Below are 23,494 nucleotides of genomic sequence, written 5' to 3' on the forward strand. Positions count from 1 at the left end.
CCGTTCGCTTGCACGCGAATGAGGGTGGCGACCGTGCGCAGGTGTGCAAGACCGGGCCTGTTTAGGACACCCAGCAGGTCCGAAGACCTCCTGCGCGCAGCCGCCATAAAGCAGCGAGCACAAAAAACGCCCGTGGTTGGCTGGGCGTTTTTACGCCTAAACAGTTTCGTCGGACTTGCACGTCCGTGTCACCGTTTTTTTCGATGACGGAGCGAAGACTAGCCTCCATGACTACCCACAACAAGTTCACGCACAGCCCGAAATCTTGCGGGAAAAATCCGAGGCCCTCCTACAAATCTCAAAGCAAAAGCGCTTCCCGTGGCGAGCGGGCTTGCCCCGCGTTGGGCTGCGAAGCGGCCCCATTAAGGTAAACGCAGTGTGTCAGGTTTATAGAGACGGCATGTTTGGGGCTGCTGCGCAGCCCAACGCGGGGCAAGCCCGCTCGCCACGAAAAATGGTGCAAGCCACAAGGGTCAGGCCAGGCCGGATTCGACCAACAAGGCTTCAAGCCCCATAAGGTCGGGCACCTTCGCCACATGTTCCCCCACTTGCACCGCTGCCAGCTCCAGCGGGCACAGCGGCACGTCCACGTAACTCAACTGGCTATCCAGCTTGTACGAACGCGGAATGCCCTGAATCACCATCGCAATAAACTTCAACGTCGGCCGCCCGCCCAGCGCGTTCAACACCACAATCCGCGAGCGCTCGCCGGTCACGCTGGCCTCGCCGCACACGGCTTCAAAGCTGATCAACGGCAACTGCCGGTCGCGCCATGTGACTTGCCGCAGGTACCACGGCGGTGCGTCGCTGGCCGGTTCGCCGCGCTGGAAGTCGATCAGTTCGGCGATGGCGACGTTGGGAAGCACCAGGTGGCGGTCGGCCAGGGGCAGCAGCAGGCCGGTGAGTTGGCTGGTGCGGTGGTCAAGCATGGGACTTGCTCCAGTAGGCGATGCTTTCCAGCAGCACCGACTCTTGGTACGGCTTGCCGAGGTAGTCGTTGACGCCGATGGCCATGGCGCGGTCGCGGTGTTTTTGGCCGGTGCGCGAGGTGATCATGATGATCGGCAGGCGCATCAAGCGTGGGTCGTTGCGCACCTGGATCGCCACTTCGAAGCCGTCCATGCGCGGCATTTCGATGTCGAGCAGCATCAGGTCCGGGGTGTGTTCTTCGAGCAGGGCGATGGCGTCGATGCCGTCTTTGGCGGTGAGCACGTTCATGCCGTTGCGCTCCAGCAGGCGGCTGGTGACTTTGCGCACGGTGACCGAGTCGTCCACCACCAGCACCAGCAGCGGGCGCTTTTTCAACGGGTCGTTGAGGATCAGCGGCGCGTCCACCGACTGAGCCGGCAACGCCGGTTGGCGGGCGCGAATGTGCGCCAGCAAGTCGATAATCAGCACCACGCGACCATCGCCCAGAATGGTCGCCCCGGACAAACCCTGCACGCCGGCAAACTGTGGCCCCAGGCCCTTGACCACGATCTCGCGCGTACCGGCCATGGCGTCCACGTGCACTGCCACGCGCCGCTCGTTGCATTGCACCAACAGCACCGGCACTGGCTGGTATTGGCCGAGCAGTCTGGGCCGGGCGACGGTGTGCAGCAGGTCGCCCAAATAGAACAATTCATAACGCTGGCCGGCGTATTCGTAACGCGGCGGATCTTGCTGATAGTGCCCGGCCAGCTCGTGGGGCAACACGCGCACCAGGCCTTCAATGGTGTTGAGCGGGATCGCATATTGGTCGTCCGCGCATTGCACCATCAGCGCGCGATTGACCGACACGGTAAACGGCAGGCGAATGCGAAAGTGCACGCCCGCGCCCGGCGTTGAGTCGATGAACATCGAGCCGCCGAGTTGGCGCACTTCTTCGTGCACCACGTCCATGCCCACGCCGCGCCCGGAAATCTGGGTGATTTTTTCGGCGGTGGAAAAGCCCGGCTGCAGGATGAACTGCAACACGTCGCGGTCGCTCATGTCTTGATCAGGCGCGAGCAGGCCGCGCTTGATCGCCTTGCGCCGCACCGCGTCCAGGGGCACACCGGCACCGTCGTCGCGCATGTCGAAGACGATGTCGCCGCCTTCGTGGGTCAGGTCCAGGCTGATACGGCCCTTCTCGGGTTTACCGGCCAACACGCGCGCCTCGCGGGACTCCAGGCCATGGTCGACGGCATTGCGCAGCATATGTTCAAGCGGCGCCACCATGCGCTCCAGCACGTTGCGGTCCATCTCGCCTTCGGCATTGCCGACCACGAATTCAACGTCCTTGCCCAACTCCTCCGCCACCTGGCGCACGATGCGTTTGAGGCGCGGCAGCATGCGTTCGAACGGCACCATGCGCGTGCGCATCAGGCCTTCTTGCAGCTCGGTGTTGATGCGTGCCTGTTGCTGCAACAGGTTGTGTGCATCCCCGTTGCGACGGTCGAGGGTTTCCTTGAGGTCCAGCAGGTCGGAGGCCGATTCGGACAGCGCGCGCGACAGCTGCTGCAGCTGCGAATGCCGGTCCATTTCCAGCGGGTCGAATTCTTCATAGCCCAGGCGCTCGGCCTCGGCCTGCTGACGACTGAGAATGCGGCCCTGGGTTTCGGTGTCGAGGCGGCGCAGTTGGTCACGCATACGCTCGATGGTGGTTTCGACTTCGTTGAGCGCGATACGCGCGTCGTTGACCTGCTGCTCGATACGGCCACGGAAGATCGAGGTTTCACCGGCCAGGTTGACCAGATCATCAAGCAAGTCGGCGGAAATTTTCACCATGTCGGCGCCGGGGTCCACCGCCGCTTCGGCCTTGCCGGCCGGCAAGGCTACGGGCGCCAGCGGCTCGTCACCGGGGTGCACCAGGCTCCTGATGCGCTTGATGAGTTTATCCACCGACCCCACCGGCAAACCGCCCGCCACCGCGTCGATCATCTGCGCCAGGCGGTCATGGCAGCCTTGCAGCAAGGCGAACAGTTCCGGCGACGGCGCAAGCAAACCGGCAGACAGGCCTTCGTAGAGAAACTCCAGCTCATGGGCCAAATCGCCAATCGGCCCGATTTCGACCATGCGCGCGCCGCCCTTGAGGGTGTGCAAGTCGCGCAGCAAGGTTTCCACCTCCTGGCGATTGCTCGGCTCGGCCTGCCAGCGCAGCAACGCGCTGCTTGAACTGTCGAGAATATCGGCGGCTTCTTCGAGGAAGATATCCAGCAACTCCGGATCAGCCGCTGCGGTTTCAGGTTCTGTGGGCGCAGTGGCGGGCGCGTTGTTCTGGCGCAACGCGCGCAACTGGGCGATCAAGTCACTGGAGTCGCTCAGAGGTTGGTGGTCTTGCAGTTGATCGAGCTGCAAGGCCAGCCGCTCATGGCTGGCCATCAATACTTGGGACAGTTCGGTCGAGTAACTGTAGCGGCGGTCCACCAGGCCTTCGTACAGGCATTCCAGCTCATGGGCGAGGTCGCCAATCGGGCCGATTTCGGCCATGCGCGCGCCGCCCTTGAGGGTGTGCAAATCCCGCTGCAATGACGACAACGGCGCCGCGCTGTCCGGCTCCAGCAGCCAGCGTTTCAGCGACTGCCCGGCGCTGTCGAGGATGTCCACTGCCTCTTCCAGGAAAATCTCGACGATCTCGTCGTCCATCGCCGTGTCCTGGCCCAACCGGGCCGTGGCGGCGCCCAGTTCGGAAATGCTAGGGGCGCGCCCGCCGTCGCTTTTGATCAGGCCGGTGGCGGACGGGTCGAGGGCTTCATCCAGCAGTTCGCGCAGGGCGTCTACCCGAGCCGGCGCCGGGCTGATTTCCTGGCCGGCCGCCAGTTGGTCGAGCATGTTGATCAGCGCTTCATGGGCCTGTTCGGCCTCATGGAAAAACCGTTCGCTGACCGCCAGGCTGCTCTCTTCCACAGCGCCATAGAGGTCGAGCAAGGCTTCGCAGAGTTCGTCGATGGCGTGCAGGTCGGCGATGTGTGCGCCCTCGCCCAGGGTGGTCAACTCGTCCAGCAGCGCGGTCAGTTCCTGGCGTTCGCCGGGGTGTTGCTGCCAGCGGCGCAGCAGGCTTTCGGCATCCAGCAGGATGTCCATGCCCTGGGCCAGGAAGTTGCTGATCAGCTGCGCGTCGCGCTTGATGCGCAGCCCGGTGTTGGGCGCGTCGAGCAAGGCTTGCAGCTGTTGGTCGAGCAGGCTTTGCGTGCGGCTGATCAACTCCGCCGCGCCCTTGATCGGCACCAGCGGATCACTGTCCAGCTGACGCAACCCGCGCTGGAACAGGGCTTCGGCTTCCAGCAACAGCTCCACTTCATCCAGGTCCAGCGGCAGGCGGTGGGCCTTGTATTCGCGGGTCAGGTGATCGAGCGGGCGCGCCAGTTCGGCCATCGGCAACACGCCGGCCATGTAGGCGCTGCCCTTGAGGGTGTGCAGGGCGCGTTGCAGTTCATCGCTGACTTGCAGCGGCATATGCTCGGCGGCCTGTTGCAGAAAGTGGTTGAGGCTCTCCAGGTGGCTCTGGGCTTCGTTGCGAAAGATCTCCAGCAACATCGGGTCATGGGGCTCTGCGGCCGGTTGAGTGCCGCTGGCCAAGGCGTGGGCACGGGCCGCCAGGGCGTCGACTTCATCGCGCTGGCGTTGGTCGTCGGCCGCAAAGTCGGCGATCAACTCCGGCAGCAGGGCCACGGCCTCATCCAGCACCTGTTGCACATCAGCGTCGAGCGCCACGCTGCGTTCGAGCACCCGGTTAAGCAGGTTTTCCACCGCCCAGGCCAGCTCGGCCAGTACCAGGGCGCGGACCATCCGGCCGCTGCCTTTGAGCGTGTGGAAGGCACGCCGCATCTCGCTTTGGGCGGTTTTGTCGGCGCTGTTGGGCAAGTAGCGGTGCAACACGTCGAGGACTTCATCGGTTTCTTCGAGGAAGACTTCACGCAGTTCATCGTCGACAGGTTCTTCGCCAACGGGCGGCGGCAAGAGGCTGCCCGGACGGTGCAGGGCAGGCGGATTCAGGCGTGACGTGGGGTTGGCCAACGCATCGAATTGGGACTGGCTCGGCGCGATCTCTGTCGACAGGGCGCCATCCGGCGCGGCCAGCGCCTGGCGCCAAGGCTTTTCGACCGGCAGATAGCCGAGTGCAGCCAGGCCTTGGGTGGCCAGCTCCAGCACGCGTTCGCCGGCGGCGTCGGGGTCCTGGAGCATGCGTTCCAGGTAGTATTCCAGGCTGCTGACCACGTCGGCGAAATGCGCCAGCTGCGCCTCGGGCGGTGGCGCAGCGCCGGTCATCAACTGTTCATCGACATAATCGGTGCAACCACGCATCAGGCTCGCCGCACGCGGCAGCGGAATCATCGCCAACGCGCCGCGCACCTGGCTGAGCAGCTCGGGCAGTGACTCCAGGCGCTGGCGGTCCCAATCGGCCTCAAGGCAATCGATCACCAGCTCTTTGGCCTGGCGCAGGCATTGGCAGGATTCGCGGATCACCAATTGATGAATCTGGGTCAGGTCGGTGGTGGGCAGGCGGCTCTCTTCGCGGCTCTCCGGCTCGACGGTGCCGGCCATGCCCGCCAGCGTGGCCTCGACGTAGAGCAAGGCGCCGGCAACATCCATCAACACCGCGTCATTGGGTTCGCGCTGGCCCTGCACCAGGCTCAGCACCACCGCCAGTTGATCGATGATGACCTTACGCGGCTGGCCAAAGCCCAGCACCGCCAAGGTGTCGGCGATCTGGCGCAGTGGCGCCAGCAGGGCATCGAGGTCGTTGGTGTGTTGGCGGTCGCTGCGCACGAACAGGTCGAGGCGCTCCTTGACCCGCACCAGTTCCTCGCACAAGGCGCCGAGCACCGAGCCCATGGCATTGCGGTCCGGTCCGGCCAAACGCGCACGCTCGGCATCGACCACGGCGCTGTCGGGCAAGGCTTCATCCAGCCCGTAGCGTTCCTTGAGGCTTTGCATGCGCGGCGTCGGCCGGGTGACCTTGGCCACGTAGAACAGCAAGCTTTTTAGCAGTTCATCCGGCGCGGGCTGGTTAATGCCGCCGATGCCCTGGACCAGCAGACGCTTGAGTTGCTTGTCGCTGGCCTTGAGCAGGCTGCGCAGCGCCGGGCTGTTGGCGATCACGCCGGTGAGCATGCCTTCGACCAGCGCCGAGGTGACTTGCCACAACGGCAGCAATGGCGCGCCCTGGCACAACGCCTCGAGGCGCGCGAACACCCGCGCCATGTCTTCCAGGTTGCTGGGGCCGTGGTCCTCACGCAGCAAACCGGCCAGGGCCTGTTGCAGCAGTTGATGCCACTGGCGCAGTTGCTCGTGAAGGTCCGGCAGTGTGCGTTGGGCCAAGGCCTCGTCGGGCAACGGCGCAATCGACAACAGCTGCGGGCTGAACAGGCTGGTCTCCGACAGCAGGCTTTCACCGCGCGCACTGCGCAGGTCGTTGAGCAGCGGCAACACCACCAGCGGCAGGTCGCGGCGGGCGCTGTGCACGCGGTCGAGGTACAGCGGCAGTTGCCCGAGGGCCTGTTGCAGCAGGCGGATGCTTTCATCGCGCTGGCTGACGCGCTCGGCTTGCAGGGCCAGGGCCAGCGCTTCGATCTCTTCGGCCAGCAGCGCTGCGCCGTAGAACTCGACCATCTGCAGCGCGCCATGCACTTGGTGGATACCGGCCAGGCACTCGGCAATGGCGTCGCTGTCGCGGGTTTCGACAAACGCGTCCAGCGCCGAACGGGCCTGTTTCAGGGTTTCGGCAATGTCGCCCTTGACCCATTCGAGGGCCACGTAGTCGTGCCGATCAACCATAACTGCTCCGCTTAGAATTCGTGAATTGCGTGTGTTGCCAAGAACAATGGAGATCCACTGTGGGAGCTGGCTTGCCTGCGATCGCGGTGGGTCAGCTGCAGATGGATCAACTGACAGTCCGCTATCGCAGGCAAGCCAGCTCCCACAGTTGGACTGGGGTGTTGTCTAGCGTGCATTTCAATCGTCTACCTGTTTAGGCGGTGGCAGGGTGAAACCCGACACCGACCGGCGCAACTGGCTGGCCATCTTCGCCAGGTTGCCGATGCTCTCCGCCGTGGCGGTCGAGCCCGATGACGTCTGCGTGGTGATCTGCTGGATCACGTTCATCGTCAGGGAAATCTGCCCCGCCGACGAGGTCTGTTGCTGCGCCGCGTTGGAAATACTCTGGATCAACGCCGCCAGGGTTTTCGACACGCCTTCGATCTCTTCCAGCGCCACCCCGGCGTCTTGCGCCAGCCGCGCGCCACGCACCACTTCGGTGGTGGTCTGTTCCATGGAAATAACCGCTTCATTGGTGTCGGTCTGGATCGCCCGCACCAGGGTTTCAATTTGGCGTGTGGCGGCGGATGAGCGCTCGGCCAACCGCTGCACTTCGTCGGCCACCACGGCAAACCCGCGCCCGGCGTCACCGGCCATGCTCGCCTGGATCGCGGCGTTGAGAGCAAGGATGTTGGTCTGGTCGGCAATGTCGTCGATCAAGCTGACGATGTCGCCAATCTCCTGGGACGATTCGCCCAGGCGTTTGATGCGCTTGGCGGTGTCCTGGATCTGCTCGCGAATGTTGTCCATGCCGTGGATGGTGTTGTGCACCACCTCATTGCCCTTGTTGGCAATTTCCACCGAGCGCTCCGCCACCGCCGAGGACTCGGCGGCGTTGGCCGACACCTGGTCGATGGATTGGGCCATCTGATTGATCGCGGTAGAGGCCTCGGCGATTTGCTGGGCCTGATGCTCCGAGGCCTGGGCCAGGTGCATGGCGGTGGCCTGAGTTTCCTGCACCGCACCGGCCACTTGCCCGGCCGTGAGGTTGATGGTCGCTACCAGATCGCGCAGCTGGTCAACCGAATAATTGATGGAGTCGGCAATGGTGCCGGTGAAGTCTTCGGTGACCGAGGCGGTCACGGTCAGGTCGCCATCGGCCAGGTCCTCGATTTCATCGAGCAGACGCATGATCGCATTCTGGTTACGCTCGTTTTTCTCGGCGGTTTCATGCAACTGGCGGTTGGTCTCGCGCACCATCACCAGGCCGATCAGGATGATCGAGGTCAGCGCCAGCAAGCCCAATACGTAGCCGCCGATGGTGTCGAAGCTGCGCCCGCTGGCGAGGTTTTCAAACCCGGTGGCCAGGTGCGAGGCTTCATCGAGCAGGGTTTGCGACAGGTTGAAAATATTGCTCGCCGAGGCGCGTACCTGGAACAACTGCGGCGAGGTTTCGAGGATTTCATCCACGGAGCCGGAGACAAACTCAAACAGCTCGGCGATTTCCGCCAACCGCGCGCGGGCGTCGTGGTCTTCAACCTGAGCAATGCGCAGGCCGGCGTTGCCCTGGAGCATGCCGTTAAGCACTTGGCCAAAACGGTTGGCGTCGCGGCCAAAGGCATCGGCGGCCTGCACCGAGGTTTCGTCGCCGGCCAGCACGGTGTTGACTGCGCCGAGGATGCGTTCGGCCAGCAATGATTGGCGCTGGGCCAACACCACCTGGCTGGCCGGGGCGCCGCGTTGCAGCAAAATGTCGACGACCTTTTCCGATTCCATCTGCAATTGCGGCACGGTTTCGGCAAGCGTCGCGGCCACTTGGTGCAACGACAACACGGTCTGTTCGCTGGCGAGAATCGCGTCGGTGTTTTTCAGCAGTGCTTCCCAGTCGGTCTGCACCGCGCGCATTTCGGCGCGCACTGCGTTGGGTGCAGCCGGCAGGCCGGTCTCGGTATCGCCTTTTTTCAGATAGCCCCAGCGCTGGGCGAAGTCGTTGCGTGCATCGCCCAGCAGCTTGAACGCGGCCGCCTTGCCGGCGGCGGCTTCCGTGGCGTTTTTGGCGATGCGCTGGGACAGCACGCGCAGCTCACCGGCGTGGCCGATGTACTGCTTGTCGTACGTGGACTGGGTATTGAGGTACGCGAAGTTGGCGAACAACAGCATGATGAACACGATCAGCGCGATAAACAGCACGATGATCTGCGAACGGCTGCGCGATGCGGCTTGCGGTTTGGGCGTGGTAGCGGTGGTCATGCGGCAACATCCATGAAGCCTGGGGCCTGGGCCAAAGCGAAGGGGCTGAAGACCTGCCACAGCTGGTCACTGTCGAACTGGCCCTGGATAAACGGCGCAGTGGGCGCGGTGCTCGCCAACAGTGCGTCTTGTGCGAAATGCTGCATGCCCACCACCTCGTCCACCAGCAGCCCGACAAACAAGTCGTTGAATTCCACCACCAGCACTCGACGTTGCTTGCGGGCCCTGGACAGCCCGAGGTCGAGGAACCCGCCCAGGTCCATCACCGGCAGCAAACGCCCACGCAGGTTGGCCACGCCTTTGACCCAGGGCTTGACCCCGGGCATCAAGGTGCAACGCGGTTCATGCAACACCTCGGCGACTTCGCCCATCGGCGCCACGTACCAGTACGGCCCCAGGCGAAAACCGATCCCGCTCCAACGTTGCAGGCGGGTTTCCTGGGACGGCAGGTCGGCGGCCAGCAGGCGGCAGCGGCGGTCGATGTCCAGCAGCAGCTCGAAGGCGGTTTGTGACTCGGTCATGATGGCGTGCCGTCAGCCGGCCAACACCTTGTTCAGGGTGGCGATCAGGGTTTCTTCGTCCACGGGTTTGGTCAGGTAATCCTTGGCGCCCTGGCGTGCGCCCCAGATTTTGTCGGTTTCCTGATCCTTGGTGGTGATGATGATGATCGGGATGCCGTTGGTTTCCGGCTCCTTGGACAGCTGGCGGGTGGCCTGGAAGCCATTGAGGCCCGGCATCACGATGTCCATCAGTACGGCGTCGGGCTTTTCCTGACGGGCCAGGGCCACGCCGTCTGCGCCGTTTTCGGCTTTGAGGACCTGGTGGCCGTGCTTTTCCAGCATGCCGGTCAGTTTGTACATTTCGGTCGGCGAATCGTCGACGATCAGAACACGTGCCATGGTTTTCCCCACTACATTGGTGGACGCCGGCCCTTGTGAGGCGGTGTCAGTGTGCTTGTTCTACTGCGGCGAAGCCGGGCACGTAGGCCTTGATCGCGCTCAGCAGTTCTTCCTTGCTGAAAGGCTTGGTCAAAAACTGATCGACACCCACGATGCGCCCCTTGGCCTTGTCGAACAGGCCGTCCTTGGAGGACAGCATGATCACCGGAATCGACTTGAACGCCGGGTTGTTCTTCACCAGCGCGCAGGTTTGATAGCCATCCAGGCGCGGCATCATGATGTCGACAAAGATAATGTGCGGGTGATGATCAACAATCCGGGCCAGTGCATCGAAACCGTCGATGGCCGTGATGACTTCGCACCCCACGTTCTTCAACAGGGTCTCGGCGGTGCGGCGGATCGTTTTCGAATCGTCGATCACCATCACTCTCAAGGCGTTGGAATGCTGTTCCATATCTGCTCTACCATCGCCACAGCGAATCGGTTTTCGGTGTGTACTGCCTGATGTTGCACAGGATGAGCGCTGCAAGCCTTGGAATTCAAGGGCTGCTGCACTGTGGGAGTCTTTTTAGCACAGTCTCCGGGCGCAATCTATCGAGCAACCGGCCAGGTGGTTTTTCCTTGACCCACAACAGCCGCAGCGCCACTCTGACGCCACTTTTATGCGCCCTAATTTGCTAGAGGAAATCCCCCATGAGCGTTCGCGTCGGCATTGTCATGGACCCTATTGCCAGCATTTCCTATAAAAAGGACAGTTCGCTGGCCATGCTCCTGGCCGCCCAGGCCCGCGGCTGGACGCTGTTCTATATGGAGCAGCGCGATCTTTACCAAGGCGACGGCGAAGCCCGCGCACGCATGCGCCCGCTGCAGGTGTTTGCCAACCCTGAAAAGTGGTTCGAGCTTGCGGATGAAATCGACAGCCCCTTGAGCGATCTGGACGTGATCCTGATGCGCAAGGACCCGCCGTTCGACATGGAATTCGTTTACTCCACTTACTTGCTGGAACAGGCCGAGCGCGCTGGCGTGCTGATCGTCAACAAGCCGCAAAGCCTGCGCGATTGCAATGAAAAGCTGTTCGCCACCCTGTTCCCACAATGCACGCCGCCTACCGTGGTCAGCCGCCGCGCCGACGTGTTGCGTGAATTCGCCGCCAAGCACGGCGACGTGATCCTCAAGCCGCTGGACGGCATGGGCGGCACCTCGATCTTCCGCCACCGCGCTGGCGACCCAAACCTGTCGGTGATCCTGGAAACCCTGACCGCGCTGGGCACCCAGCAGATCATGGGCCAGGCTTACATTCCGGCGATCAAGGACGGCGACAAACGCATCCTGATGATCGACGGTGAGCCGGTGGATTACTGCCTGGCGCGTATCCCGGCCGCAGGCGAAACCCGTGGCAACCTGGCAGCCGGCGGTCGCGGTGAAGCGCGTCCACTGTCGGACAAAGACCGTTGGATCGCTTCCCAAGTCGGCCCAACACTGCGCGAAAAAGGCCTGCTGTTCGTAGGACTGGACGTAATTGGTGAGAACCTCACCGAAATCAACGTCACCAGCCCGACCTGCATTCGCGAGATCGACAACGCATTTGGCACGAACATCGGCGAAATGCTGATGGCGGCCATCGAGCGCAAGCTGCAAGCCAAGTGACATAGAACAGCCGGACACACACCAACATTGCGTTATCATGCGGCACCTGTGAAACGCGCGATGTTGGTTTTTTTGTCATGACGCTCCCGCCCGATCTGCCTCCCGAACTCTCCCACAGCGGCGTGCGCCCGGCTGATCGGCTCGGATTTACCCTGTTTCTGGCAGCGCTGATCCACCTCGCTTTGTTACTCGGCCTGGGTTTCACCTTTGTCGAGCCCAAGCAGATCACCAAAACCCTGGAAATCACCCTCGCCACGTTCAAAAGCGAAAAAAAGCCTGAAAAGGCTGACTTTCTGGCCCAGGACAATCAGCAAGGCAGCGGCACGCTCGACAAAAAGGCCGTGCCCAAGACCACCGAAGTGGCGCCGTTCCAGGACAACAAGGTGAATAAAGTCACCCCGCCGCCGACGCCCAAGCCTGAGGTCAAGCAGGCCGCGCCCAAGGCCGCCGTGACCACTGTTGCGCCAAAACCGCAAAAAGCCCCGACCCAGCGCGAGAAAACCAAGACCGAGCCGCAGCCCGAGCCGGTCAAGCCAGCGCCGACCTTCGACAGCTCGCAGCTCTCCGACCAGATTTCCAGCCTCGAAGCCGAACTGGCCAACGAACAACAGCTGTACGCCAAGCGCCCGCGCATCTATCGCCTGAACGCTGCCTCGACCATGCGCGACAAAGGCGCCTGGTATAAGGACGAATGGCGCAAGAAGGTTGAACGCATCGGCAACCTCAACTACCCGGATGAAGCGCGGCGCCAGCAGATCTATGGCAATTTGCGCTTACTGGTGTCGATCAACCGCGACGGTTCGTTATATGAAGTGCAGGTGCTGGAGTCGTCCGGCCAACCGTTGCTGGACCAGGCGGCCCAGCGCATCGTGCGCCTGGCCGCGCCCTTCGCGCCGTTTACCGGCGACCTGAACGACATAGACCGCCTGGAAATCATCCGCACCTGGAAGTTTGCCCGGGGTGATCGGCTGTCCAGTAACTGATCGCTCCTGCACTCTGCCAACGGCAGCGGGCCCTTGTGGCGAGCGGGCTTGCCCCGCGTTGGGCTGCGAAGCGGCCCCAATAGGGCCACCGCGTTCTGCCTGAAAAACCACAGCGCCAGATTTCAGGGCCGCTTCGCGCCCCAACGCGGGGCAAGCCCGCTCGCCACGACAAGCCGGCTCGCCACGACAGCCCCGCTCGCCACAATTAGCGTCCGCCGCGGCTTGTCAGTTCGCCCCTCCGACGCCACACTAGCGGACATGAAAAATGTCAGCCCGACCTACCTCAAGCACCAATTCCTGATCGCCATGCCCCATATGGCCGACCCGAACTTTGCGCAGACCTTGACCTACATCGTCGAGCACACGGCCAATGGTGCCATGGGGTTGGTGGTGAACCGCCCGCAAGAGCTGAACCTGGCCGATATTCTTGAGCAACTGCGCCCGGAGATCGACCCGCCGGCGCGCTGCCAAAATGTACCGATCTACATCGGCGGGCCGGTGCAAACCGATCGCGGTTTTGTGCTGCACCCCACCGGGCCGAAGTTCCAGGCCACGGTCGACCTGGAAGGCGTGTCGCTGTCCACTTCCCAAGACGTGTTGTTCGCCATCGCCGACGGCGTGGGGCCTGAGCAAAGCGTGATCACCCTCGGCTACGCCGGTTGGGAAGCCGGGCAACTGGAAGCCGAACTGGCCAGCAATGCCTGGCTGACTTGCCCGTTCGACGCCGACATTCTGTTCAACACAGCCAGTGAACTGCGCCTGGAAGCGGCGGCAGCCAAGTTGCGGGTCAACCTCAACCTGCTGACCAGCCAGGCGGGGCACGCCTGATGGCCTTGCGTTTGATCCTCGGTTTTGACTACGGCACCAAACAGATCGGCGTAGCGGTCGGCCAGGTGATTACCGGCCAGGCCCGCGAGTTGTGCACCTTGAAAGCCCAGAACGGCGTGCCGGACTGGAACCAGGTCGAGGCCCTGATCAAGGAGTGGAAGCCCGACGCCGTCGTGGTCGGTCTGCCTTTGAACATGGACGGCACCCCCAGCGACATGTGCCTGCGCGCCGAAAAGTTCGCCCGCCGCCTCAATGGCCGCTACAACCTGCCCTTCTATACCCACGACGAGCGCCTGACCACCTTTGAAGCCAAGGGTGAGCGCCGTGACCGTGGCGGGCAGAAAGGTAGCTACCGCGACAACCCGGTGGACGCCATCGCGGCCGCCCTGCTGTTGCAGGGTTGGCTGGATGAAAACACCGCTTTATTTGAATCCTGACTGACGCGGCTTGCCGCGTCTTTTTACGTTTGAGCCCGGACCTTGCCTGCGCGAGGCCTTGAAGGAGCCACCATGAGCCTGCCCAATCCCGCCGACCTGATCAGCCAGATGGCGATTCGCCTCAAGGCGCACCTGCAACACCGTGCCATCAGCGAACCGCGCTTTATCGGCATTCGCACCGGTGGTGTGTGGGTGGCCCAAGCGTTGCTGGAAGAACTGGGCAGCGATTCGCCGCTGGGCACGCTGGACGTGTCTTTCTACCGCGACGACTTCAGCCAGAACGGCCTGCACCCGCAGGTGCGCCCTTCGGCCCTGCCGTTCGAGATCGAGGGCCAGCACCTGGTGCTGATCGACGACGTGCTGATGAGCGGTCGCACCATCCGCGCCGCCATGAACGAGTTGTTCGATTACGGCCGCCCGGCCAGCGTGACGCTGGTGTGCCTGCTCGACCTGGACGCTGGCGAATTGCCGATCAGCCCGGATGTGGTCGGTGCCACCCTGTCGCTGGAGGCCCACCAGCGGGTAAAATTGTCCGGTCCCACGCCGCTCGAACTCGAACTGCAAGACCTTGCCCTTTAAACCGCCTTGTACAGAGTCCCCGCGATGACGCCTCTAGATGCCAAGCGCCCGCTGCAGCTCAATGCTCAGGGCCAGTTGCAACACTTCTTGTCCCTCGACGGTTTGCCCCGCGAACTGCTGACTGAAATCCTCGACACCGCCGACTCGTTCCTCGAAGTCGGTGGCCGCGCGGTGAAGAAGGTCCCGCTGCTGCGCGGCAAGACCATCTGCAATGTGTTCTTCGAGAACTCCACCCGCACCCGCACCACCTTTGAACTGGCAGCCCAGCGGCTGTCGGCCGACGTGATCACACTGAACGTGTCGACCTCGTCGGCGAGCAAGGGCGAGACCCTGCTCGACACCCTGCGCAACCTTGAAGCCATGGCCGCCGACATGTTCGTGGTGCGCCACGGCGACTCCGGCGCCGCGCATTTCATCGCCGAGCATGTGTGCCCGAACGTGGCAATCATCAACGGCGGCGACGGCCGCCACGCGCACCCGACCCAAGGCATGCTCGACATGCTGACGATCCGTCGGCACAAGGGCGGTTTTGAAAACCTCTCGGTGGCCATCGTCGGCGACATCCTGCACTCACGGGTCGCGCGCTCGAACATGCTGGCCCTCAAAGCCCTGGGTTGCCCGGACATCCGCGTGATCGCACCGAAAACCCTGCTGCCGATCGGCATCGAGCAGTACGGCGTGAAGATCTACACCGACATGACCGAAGGCCTCAAGGACGTTGACGTGGTGATCATGCTGCGCCTGCAACGCGAGCGCATGGCCGGTGGCCTGCTGCCGAGCGAAGGTGAGTTCTACCGCCTGTTCGGCCTGACCACTGCGCGCTTGGCCGGCGCCAAGCCGGATGCCATCGTGATGCACCCAGGGCCGATCAACCGCGGGGTTGAAATTGAGTCGGCGGTGGCCGACGGCAGCCAATCGGTGATCCTCAACCAAGTGACCTACGGCATCGCCGTGCGCATGGCGGTGTTGTCCATGGCCATGAGCGGGCAAACCGCGCAACGTCAATTCGAGCAGGAGAACGCCCAGTGAAGCTCAGCATTCTCGGCGCCCGAGTCATCGATCCGGCCAGTGGCCTGGATCAAGTTACCGATCTTCACCTGGAAGCCGGCAAAATCCTCGCCATTGGCGCTGCGCCTGCGGGCTTCAGCGCCAGCGAGACGATCGACGCCAAAGGCCTGGTGGCCGCGCCTGGTTTGGTCGACCTGAACGTCGCCCTGCGCGAACCGGGTTACAGCCGCAAAGGCACCATCGCCAGCGAAACCCGCGCCGCCGCTGCCGGTGGCGTCACCAGCCTGTGCTGCCCGCCGCACACCAAGCCGGTGCTCGACACCTCGGCGGTGACCGAGCTGATCCTGGACCGCGCCCGCGAAGCCGGCAATTGCAAAGTGTTCCCCATCGGCGCGCTGAGCAAAGGCCTGGAAGGCGAACAACTCGCCGAGCTGATCGCCCTGCGCGACGCCGGTTGCGTGGCATTCGGCAACGGGCTGGACAGTTTTCGCAGCACGCGCACGCTGTGCCGCGCCCTGGAATACGCAGCCACCTTCGACCTGACGGTGATCTTCCACTCCCAGGACCGCGACCTGGCCGAAGGCGGCCTGGCCCATGAAGGCGCCGTCGCCAGTTTCCTCGGCCTGCCGGGCATTCCCGAAACCGCTGAAACCGTGGCCCTGGCCCGTGATCTGCTGCTGGTAGAGCAAAGCGGTGTGCGTGCGCACTTCAGCCAGTTGACCAGCGCGCGCGGCGTGGCCTTGATCGCCCAGGCGCAAGCGCGCGGCCTGCCGGTGACGGCGGACGTGGCGTTGTACCAGCTGATTCTGACCGATGAAGCGCTGATCGATTTCTCCAGCCTTTACCACGTGCAGCCACCGCTGCGCACGTTGGCCGACCGCGACGGTTTGCGCGCGGCCGTGAAGTCGGGTGTGGTCTCGGCAATCTCCAGCCATCACCAACCGCACGAGCGTGATGCCAAGCTGGCGCCCTTTGGCGCGACCGAGCCGGGCATCAGCAGTGTCGAACTGTTGCTGCCGCTGGCGATGACCCTGGTGCAAGACGGTCTGCTCGACCTGCCAACGCTGTTGGCGCGCCTGAGTGCCGGCCCGGCTGAGGCCTTGCGCCTGCCGGCGGGCAAAGTGGCGGTGGGTTCAGCGGCGGACCTGGTGCTGTTTGATCCGGCCAGCTCCACGGTTGCCGGGGAACACTGGCTGTCCAAGGGCGAAAACTGCCCGTTCATCGGCCATAGCCTGCCGGCGACGGTGCGGTACACCCTGGTGGATGGGCGGATCAGCTACCAGGCCTGATAAATCGCAAAACCTGGAAGTGGGCACAGTACATGTGGGAGCTGGCTTGCCTGCGCTGCAGGCACCTCGGTTGTTCAGCCAGACCGAGGTGATGCTATCGCGGGCAAGCCCGGCTCCCACATTGACCGTGCTCGCATTGAATCAATGCGCGCTCAGCGTCCGCTGTTGCGCTCGGCATTGCGGATCGAAACCTGCGTATTCAGCGTCCAGAAGTCATACAGCACGCCCACCAGGAACAAACCGCCAGTCAGCAGGTAGATCAGGCCGGTGATCCATTTGCCCTGATACATGCGGTGCAGCCCGAACACGCCCAGGAACGCCAACAGTATCCAGGCCACGTTGTATTCGATCGGCCCGGCGGTAAAACGCAGGTCTGCTTCACGGTCCATGGCAGGGATCAGGAACAGGTCGATCAGCCAGCCGATCCCGAAAAGACCAAAGGTGAAAAACCAGATCGTCCCGGTCACCGGCTTGCCGTAATAGAAGCGGTGCGCCCCGGTAAAACCGAAAATCCACAGCAGGTAACCGATCACCTTGCTGTGGGTGTCCTGCTGCATCACATCCTGTCGATAGGTGTTCATGGAGTACCTCTTTTGCCTCGATAGATAAATTTTTTCATTTTCTTTGTGACTTTTTTACGGGCGCCCGACACACGGCAAATGGTATCTTCCCTCCCGCAAAGCCTTATGCCACCTGACCTCTGCAGGACGATAGCGGCAATTCGTCGCGCTTTTCCTGAATTTGACCCCAGGGTTCAGTCGACAAACGGCCTAAGAACGACACAAAAAGCTGTTATAAAGTTGCGCGCAAACCTAAAAGAGCCACGCCTAATGCGACCATTTTTCAAGACATGGCTAACCATCTGCCTATTAATGCCACTGGCCGCCCACGCCACCAATCGTGAGCAACGTCTTCCTAACGTTAACGGTTTCACCCCTAAAGTTCACAGCACACCAGGCACCGCCAAATCGTTAAAGCTGACCGTCAACCGCCCGACTCAACTGAGCAAGGCCCACCACGGTAAAGTAACGCCCGGCCTGATGGCAGTTAACACCAAACAAAGCAGCAACGTCCTCAGCCGCGCGGTTAATGTGCTCGGTACTCCTTATCGTTGGGGCGGCAGCAGCCCAAGTAAAGGGTTCGACTGCAGTGGTTTGGTGAAATATGCGTTTAATGACGTCAAAGCGGTGGATTTGCCACGCACCTCCAACGCCATGGCCGCCGGTCACGGGCTGAAGGTTGATCGTAAAGACCTGAAACCGGGCGACCTGTTGTTCTTCAAGTTGAAGAGCCGCCAGGTCAATCACGTTGCCATCTACCTGGGCAACGACCGCTTTATCCACGCACCGCGTCGTGGCAAGTCGGTCAGCATCGACACGTTGAAAAAGCCGTTCTGGGACAAGAACTACGTGATTGCCAAACGGGTTCTGCCGAAAGAACAGAACAACAACCTGCGGGTTGTGCAGCGCTGATTTCAGTCTGATATGCGGTAACCAATGTGGAAGCGGGCTTGCTCGCGAATGCGTTAGATCAGTCAACTAAGAGGGTGACTGACACTGCGCATTCGCGAGCAAGCCCGCTCCCACATTTGATTTTCATTGCCCGCAAGACCTCAGATGTCCCCAGGCACCCTCGCCTGCCCCCGCGCATCTTCCCGGCTGATCAGCCCCTCGCTGACCAACGCCTTCAAGCTCATGTCCAACGTTTTCATCCCCAGCGCGCCACCGGTCTGGATCGCCGAGACCATCTGCGCCACTTTATCTTCACGGATCAAATTACGAATAGCCGGTGTACCCAGCATGATTTCGTGAGCCGCCACCCGCCCACCGCCGATCTTCTTGACCAGCACTTGCGACACCACCGCCTGCAACGACTCCGACAGCATCGAGCGCACCATGGGCTTTTCCGCTGCCGGGAACACGTCCACCAGCCGGTCCACGCTCTTTGCGGCCGAGGTGGTGTGCAAGGTGCCAAATACCAGGTGCCCGGTCTCAGCGGCCGTCAGCGCCAGGCGGATGGTCTCAAGGTCGCGCAACTCGCCCACCAGAATCACATCCGGGTCTTCACGCAGCGCAGAGCGCAGCGCCGCCGAAAAGCTGTGGGTATCGCGGTGCACCTGACGCTGGTTGATCAAGGCCATTTTCGGCCTGTGGATAAATTCGATGGGGTCTTCGAGGGTGAGGATGTGCTGGCGCCGATGCCCGTTGAGGTAGTCGATCATCGCCGCCAGCGTGGTGGATTTGCCCGACCCGGTCGGCCCGGTGACCAGCACCAGGCCGCGCGGCAGTTGCGCGATACGCTGGAACACCGCCCCCAGCCCGAGGCTTTCAAGGCTCTGCACCTCGGCGGGAATGGTGCGAAACACCGCCCCCATGCCGCGATCCTGTTGAAATACATTCACCCGGAACCGCGCCACGCTCGGCAGTTCGAAGGCAAAATCGGTTTCAAGAGATGTTTCGAAATCCTTTTGTTGGTAGCGGTTGAGCAAAGGGCTCAATAACTCCGCAACTTGCGGGGGCGTGAGCACCGGGCCCTCCAGCGGCCAGACCTCGCCATCGACACGCAGCATCGGTGCCAGGCCGGCCGACAAATGCAGGTCGGAGGCGCCACGGCGCACGCTGGCCGTCAGCAATTCAGTGATATCCATAGGGCTTTCCATTTCCAGTAGAATGCCGCGGACTCCATATCCACGGGTGCATCTTGAATGTCGACGATAGCAGACAACATTGGCCTGGTTAGCGAGCGGATCCGCGCCGCGGCCCACGCCGTGCAACGTGACGAAAACAGCATCCACCTGCTGGCCGTGAGCAAGACCAAACCCGCGCAAGCCGTGCGCGAAGCCTACGCCGCCGGGATGCACGATTTTGGCGAGAACTACCTGCAGGAAGCCTTGGGCAAACAGGCGCAATTAACCGACCTGCCCTTGAGTTGGCACTTCATTGGCCCCATTCAATCGAACAAGACTCGTGCGATCGCCGAGAACTTCGCTTGGGTACATTCCGTGGATCGCTTGAAAATCGCTCAACGCCTGTCCGAACAACGCCCGGCCGACCTGCCGCCGCTGAACATCTGCATTCAGGTCAACGTCAGTGGCGAAGCCAGCAAATCCGGCTGTACGCCCGCCGACTTGCCGGCCTTGGCCCATGCGATCGGCGCCTTGCCGCGCCTGAAACTGCGCGGTTTGATGGCGATTCCCGAGCCGACTGAAGATCGCGCCGCGCAAGATGCGGCATTCGCAGCGGTGAGAGACCTGCAAGCCAGCCTGAATCTGCCGCTGGACACACTTTCCATGGGCATGAGCCACGACCTCGAGTCGGCCATTGCCCAAGGTGCCACCTGGGTGCGGATCGGTACCGCCCTGTTTGGCGCCCGCGACTACGGCCAGCCGTGAAATGGCTGACTTTCCTCTGAATAAGGACCTGTCATGAGCAACACGCGTATTGCCTTTATCGGCGCCGGTAACATGGCGGCCAGCCTGATCGGCGGCCTGCGGGCCAAGGGCCTGCAAGCCCAGCAGATCCGCGCCAGCGACCCGGGCGCCGACACCCGCGCTCGCGTCAGCAGCGAGCACGGCATTGAAACCTTTGCCGATAACGCCGAGGCCATCCAGGGCGTCGACGTGATCGTGCTGGCGGTGAAACCGCAGGCCATGAAGGCCGTGTGCGAAAGCCTGCGCCCGAGCCTGCAGCCACACCAACTGGTGGTCTCCATCGCTGCCGGCATCACCTGCGCCAGCATGAACAACTGGCTCGGTGAACAGCCAATCGTGCGCTGCATGCCCAACACCCCGGCGCTGCTGCGCAAGGGCGTGAGCGGCCTGTACGCCACCGCCGAAGTGACGGCCGAGCAACGCGATCAGGCGCAAGAACTGCTGTCCGCCGTCGGCATCGCCGTGTGGCTGGAGCAAGAGCAGCAACTGGACGCGGTCACCGCCGTGTCCGGCAGCGGCCCGGCGTACTTCTTTCTGTTGATCGAAGCCATGACCGCCGCCGGCGTGAAGCTGGGCCTGCCCCACGAAGTGGCTGAGCAACTGGCTGAGCAAACCGCCCTGGGCGCCGCGAACATGGCCGTCGACAGCGACGTGGACGCCGCCGAACTGCGCCGCCGCGTAACGTCGCCGGGTGGCACCACGCAAGCGGCCATTGAATCGTTCCAGGCCGGTGGCTTTGAAGCCCTGGTGGAAAAAGCCCTGGGTGCTGCGGCACATCGTTCGGCCGAGATGGCCGAGCAACTGGGCAAATAGTCGTCCCCTGCAACTGGACCCGATAGGAAACAAACATGCTCGGAATCAATGACGCTGCCATTTTCATCATCCAGACCTTGGGCAGCCTGTACCTGCTGATCGTGCTGATGCGCTTTATCCTGCAATTGGTGCGGGCGAACTTCTACAACCCGCTCTGCCAGTTCGTGGTGAAAGCCACCCAACCGCTGCTCAAACCGCTGCGCCGCGTGATCCCAAGCCTGTTCGGCCTGGACATGTCGTCGCTGGTGCTGGCGCTGCTGCTGCAGATTTTGCTGTTTATGGTGATCCTGATGCTCAACGGCTATCAGGCCTTCACCCCGCTGCTGTTGCCATGGGGCCTGATCGGTATCTTCTCGCTGTTTTTGAAGATCATCTTCTGGTCGATGATCATCAGCGTGATCCTCTCGTGGGTCGCACCCGGCAGCCGTAGCCCTGGCGCGGAGCTGGTAGCCCAGATCACCGAGCCGGTGCTGGCGCCGTTCCGTCGGTTGATCCCGAACCTGGGCGGCCTGGATATCTCGCCGATCTTCGCGTTTATCGCGATCCAGCTGCTGCAAAGCTGGGTGATCCCGCGCCTGGCCTACTACGCGTTCATGCCCAAGGAGCTGTTCGGGCTGATTTGATTCCTGGCGGATCACTGCGCAAGCCGCTTTTGGGGAAGCTGGCTTGCCTGCGATGGCATCACTGCGGTGTGACTGAAACACCGAGGTGCCTGCATCGCAGGCAAGCCAGCTCCCACACAAGCCCCCTGCCACATTTGTATCTTTGTACCGGCGCAGGCCTTTGCTTGCCGCTGGGTGCAGCGGTCTTTAGACTTACGCCTCATTTAAACGAGAGCAGGGTCGATGCCAGCTGCCTTCCCCCCGATTCTGTTGGACTGGTCGTGCCCCAAGTGGCGCACTTCAGCGAACCGCTGGCCCTGGCCTGCGGCCGTTCGCTGCCGGCCTATGACCTGATCTACGAAACCTACGGCCAACTGAACGCCACGGCGAGCAACGCCGTGCTGATCTGCCACGCCTTGTCCGGCCATCATCACGCCGCCGGTTTCCACAGTGCCGACGAGCGCAAGCCCGGCTGGTGGGACAGCTGCATCGGCCCCGGCAAGCCCATCGACACCAACAAATTCTTTGTGGTGAGCCTGAACAACCTCGGCGGCTGCAACGGTTCCACCGGCCCGAGCAGCCTCAACCCGGAAACCGGCAAACCGTTCGGCGCGGATTTCCCGGTGCTGACCGTGGAAGACTGGGTGCACAGCCAGGCGCGTCTGGCTGACCTGCTGGGCATCAGCCAATGGGCCGCGGTGATCGGCGGCAGCCTGGGCGGCATGCAAGCGCTGCAATGGACCATCACCTACCCGGACCGCGTGCGCCATTGCCTGGCCATCGCCTCGGCGCCGAAACTGTCGGCGCAGAACATCGCCTTCAACGAAGTGGCCCGCCAGGCCATCCTCACCGACCCCGAGTTCCACGGCGGTTCGTTCCAGGAAGCGGGCGTGATCCCCAAGCGTGGCTTGATGCTGGCGCGGATGGTCGGGCACATCACTTACCTGTCCGATGACTCCATGGGCGAGAAATTCGGCCGTGGCCTCAAGAGCGAAAAGCTCAACTACGACTTCCACAGCGTCGAGTTCCAGGTCGAAAGTTACCTGCGCTATCAGGGCGAAGAGTTTTCCGGGCGTTTCGACGCCAACACTTACCTGCTGATGACCAAGGCGCTGGACTACTTCGACCCGGCCGCCAACTTCAACGACGACCTGGCGAAAACCTTTGAGGGCGCCACCGCCAAGTTCTGCGTGATGTCGTTCACCACCGACTGGCGCTTCTCGCCGGCCCGCTCCCGTGAGCTGGTGGACGCGCTGATGGCCGCCAAGAAAGATGTCTGCTACCTGGAGATCGATGCTCCGCAAGGCCATGACGCCTTCCTGATTCCGATCCCGCGCTACCTGCAGGCTTTCAGCAATTACATGAACCGCATAACTCTGTGAGAACGCCATGAGAGCCGACCTGGAAATCATCCAAGACTGGATCCCCGCCGGCAGCCGCGTGCTCGACCTCGGTTGCGGTGATGGCGAACTGCTGAGCTGGCTGCGCGACAACAAGCAAGTCACCGGCTACGGCCTGGAAAATGACCCGGACAACATTGCCCAGTGCGTGGCCAAGGGCATCAACGTGATCGAGCAGGACCTGGACAAGGGCCTGGGCAACTTTGCCAGCAACAGCTTCGACATCGTGGTGATGACCCAGGCCCTGCAAGCCGTGCACTACCCGGACCGCATTCTCGACGAAATGCTGCGTGTGGGCCGCCAGTGCATCATCACCTTTCCCAACTTCGGCCACTGGCGCTGCCGCTGGTACCTGGCCACCAAGGGCCGGATGCCGGTGTCGGACTTCCTGCCGTACACGTGGTACAACACCCCGAACATCCACTTCTGCACCTTCGAAGACTTCGAAGCCTTGTGCGGAGAGCGTGAGGCCAAAGTCATCAACCGCCTTGCCGTCGATCAACAGCATCGCCACGGCTGGGCGAGTAAGCTATGGCCCAATCTGTTGGGCGAAATCGGGATCTACCGCGTCAGCAGTCCTGGCCTCACAGACCATCAAATTGCCGTCTAACC

At 62.5% G+C, this 23,494-nt stretch carries 20 protein-coding genes and 1 pseudogene; 13 read left to right on the top strand and 8 right to left on the bottom strand.

What is annotated here, in order from left to right; translation table 11 throughout:
- Positions 1-473: 473 nt before the first annotated feature.
- The 6 genes from AB5I78_RS27405 to pilG form a co-directional block, all read right to left on the bottom strand.
- Positions 474-929 (bottom strand): chemotaxis protein CheW, encoded by a 456-nt coding sequence (locus AB5I78_RS27405; RefSeq protein WP_053258465.1) that lies wholly within the window; start codon positions 927-929, stop codon positions 474-476.
- The gene (locus AB5I78_RS27410; RefSeq protein ID WP_369301960.1) at positions 922-6,738 is read right to left on the bottom strand and encodes an Hpt domain-containing protein; all 5,817 of its coding nucleotides are present in this window, start codon (positions 6,736-6,738) and stop codon (positions 922-924) included. The genes AB5I78_RS27405 and AB5I78_RS27410 overlap by 8 nt, the downstream gene beginning before the upstream one ends.
- A gap of 177 nt (positions 6,739-6,915) precedes the next feature.
- Positions 6,916-8,967, bottom strand: a complete 2,052-nt coding sequence (locus tag AB5I78_RS27415; RefSeq protein WP_145157715.1) for a methyl-accepting chemotaxis protein — start codon at positions 8,965-8,967, stop codon at positions 6,916-6,918.
- Complete coding sequence (locus tag AB5I78_RS27420; protein ID WP_119737459.1) at positions 8,964-9,488, bottom strand: chemotaxis protein CheW; 525 nt, start codon at positions 9,486-9,488, stop codon at positions 8,964-8,966. Before AB5I78_RS27420 ends, AB5I78_RS27415 begins: the two co-directional genes overlap by 4 nt.
- A gap of 12 nt (positions 9,489-9,500) precedes the next feature.
- Complete coding sequence (gene pilH, locus AB5I78_RS27425; protein ID WP_014720320.1) at positions 9,501-9,866, bottom strand: twitching motility response regulator PilH; 366 nt, start codon at positions 9,864-9,866, stop codon at positions 9,501-9,503.
- A 46-nt stretch (positions 9,867-9,912) separates the two neighbouring features.
- On the bottom strand, positions 9,913-10,320 hold the full coding sequence (pilG, locus tag AB5I78_RS27430) for a twitching motility response regulator PilG (RefSeq protein WP_106575669.1): 408 nt from the start codon (positions 10,318-10,320) through the stop codon (positions 9,913-9,915).
- Positions 10,321-10,559: 239 nt separating this feature from the next.
- Here pilG and gshB point away from each other — a divergent pair, with 239 nt between their 5' ends.
- The 7 genes from gshB (at position 10,560) to AB5I78_RS27465 (ending at position 16,637) form a co-directional block, all read left to right on the top strand.
- Positions 10,560-11,513 (top strand): glutathione synthase, encoded by a 954-nt coding sequence (gshB, locus tag AB5I78_RS27435; protein ID WP_099550340.1) that lies wholly within the window; start codon positions 10,560-10,562, stop codon positions 11,511-11,513.
- A 77-nt stretch (positions 11,514-11,590) separates the two neighbouring features.
- Complete coding sequence (locus tag AB5I78_RS27440; RefSeq protein ID WP_369301959.1) at positions 11,591-12,496, top strand: energy transducer TonB; 906 nt, start codon at positions 11,591-11,593, stop codon at positions 12,494-12,496.
- Between the two features lie 258 nt (positions 12,497-12,754).
- Positions 12,755-13,324, top strand: a complete 570-nt coding sequence (locus AB5I78_RS27445) for a YqgE/AlgH family protein (protein WP_106575672.1) — start codon at positions 12,755-12,757, stop codon at positions 13,322-13,324.
- The gene (ruvX, locus tag AB5I78_RS27450; RefSeq protein ID WP_003195067.1) at positions 13,324-13,761 is read left to right on the top strand and encodes a Holliday junction resolvase RuvX; all 438 of its coding nucleotides are present in this window, start codon (positions 13,324-13,326) and stop codon (positions 13,759-13,761) included. Before AB5I78_RS27445 ends, ruvX begins: the two co-directional genes overlap by 1 nt.
- 72 nt (positions 13,762-13,833) lie before the next feature.
- A complete protein-coding gene (pyrR, locus tag AB5I78_RS27455) occupies positions 13,834-14,340 on the top strand; it encodes a bifunctional pyr operon transcriptional regulator/uracil phosphoribosyltransferase PyrR (RefSeq protein ID WP_106575674.1) in 507 nt (168 codons plus the stop codon).
- A 24-nt stretch (positions 14,341-14,364) separates the two neighbouring features.
- Positions 14,365-15,369, top strand: a complete 1,005-nt coding sequence (locus tag AB5I78_RS27460) for an aspartate carbamoyltransferase catalytic subunit (protein ID WP_369301958.1) — start codon at positions 14,365-14,367, stop codon at positions 15,367-15,369.
- Positions 15,366-16,637: a dihydroorotase gene (locus AB5I78_RS27465; RefSeq protein WP_262206993.1), complete on the top strand. Its 1,272-nt coding sequence runs from the start codon at positions 15,366-15,368 to the stop codon at positions 16,635-16,637. Before AB5I78_RS27460 ends, AB5I78_RS27465 begins: the two co-directional genes overlap by 4 nt.
- A 152-nt stretch (positions 16,638-16,789) precedes the next feature.
- Here AB5I78_RS27465 and AB5I78_RS27470 read toward each other — a convergent pair whose 3' ends face one another.
- Positions 16,790-17,218: an NINE protein gene (locus tag AB5I78_RS27470; protein ID WP_145157723.1), complete on the bottom strand. Its 429-nt coding sequence runs from the start codon at positions 17,216-17,218 to the stop codon at positions 16,790-16,792.
- Positions 17,219-17,467: 249 nt separating this feature from the next.
- On the opposite strand from AB5I78_RS27470, the gene AB5I78_RS27475 reads away from it, so the two are divergent.
- Complete coding sequence (locus AB5I78_RS27475) at positions 17,468-18,109, top strand: C40 family peptidase (RefSeq protein WP_369301957.1); 642 nt, start codon at positions 17,468-17,470, stop codon at positions 18,107-18,109.
- Between the two features lie 140 nt (positions 18,110-18,249).
- Here the strand turns inward: AB5I78_RS27475 and AB5I78_RS27480 are convergent, their stop codons facing one another.
- Entirely contained in the window at positions 18,250-19,284 is a 1,035-nt protein-coding gene (locus tag AB5I78_RS27480; protein WP_145157727.1) for a type IV pilus twitching motility protein PilT, read from the bottom strand.
- Positions 19,285-19,341: 57 nt separating this feature from the next.
- On the opposite strand from AB5I78_RS27480, the gene AB5I78_RS27485 reads away from it, so the two are divergent.
- The 5 genes and pseudogenes from AB5I78_RS27485 to metW all read left to right on the top strand — a co-directional run bounded on the left by AB5I78_RS27485 (position 19,342) and on the right by metW (position 23,492).
- On the top strand, positions 19,342-20,028 hold the full coding sequence (locus AB5I78_RS27485; protein ID WP_369301956.1) for a YggS family pyridoxal phosphate-dependent enzyme: 687 nt from the start codon (positions 19,342-19,344) through the stop codon (positions 20,026-20,028).
- A gap of 33 nt (positions 20,029-20,061) precedes the next feature.
- Positions 20,062-20,880, top strand: coding sequence for a pyrroline-5-carboxylate reductase (gene proC, locus AB5I78_RS27490; protein WP_242199820.1), 819 nt, complete (start codon positions 20,062-20,064; stop codon positions 20,878-20,880).
- Positions 20,881-20,915: 35 nt separating this feature from the next.
- Complete coding sequence (locus tag AB5I78_RS27495) at positions 20,916-21,503, top strand: YggT family protein (protein WP_145157732.1); 588 nt, start codon at positions 20,916-20,918, stop codon at positions 21,501-21,503.
- Positions 21,504-21,725: 222 nt separating this feature from the next.
- Positions 21,726-22,864: pseudogene (locus tag AB5I78_RS27500) on the top strand (homoserine O-acetyltransferase).
- A gap of 7 nt (positions 22,865-22,871) precedes the next feature.
- Entirely contained in the window at positions 22,872-23,492 is a 621-nt protein-coding gene (metW, locus tag AB5I78_RS27505; protein ID WP_003213768.1) for a methionine biosynthesis protein MetW, read from the top strand.
- Positions 23,493-23,494: the final 2 nt, after the last annotated feature.

Source organism: Pseudomonas sp. N2-3-1-14 (assembly GCF_041228395.1).
Classification (GTDB): domain Bacteria; phylum Pseudomonadota; class Gammaproteobacteria; order Pseudomonadales; family Pseudomonadaceae; genus Aquipseudomonas.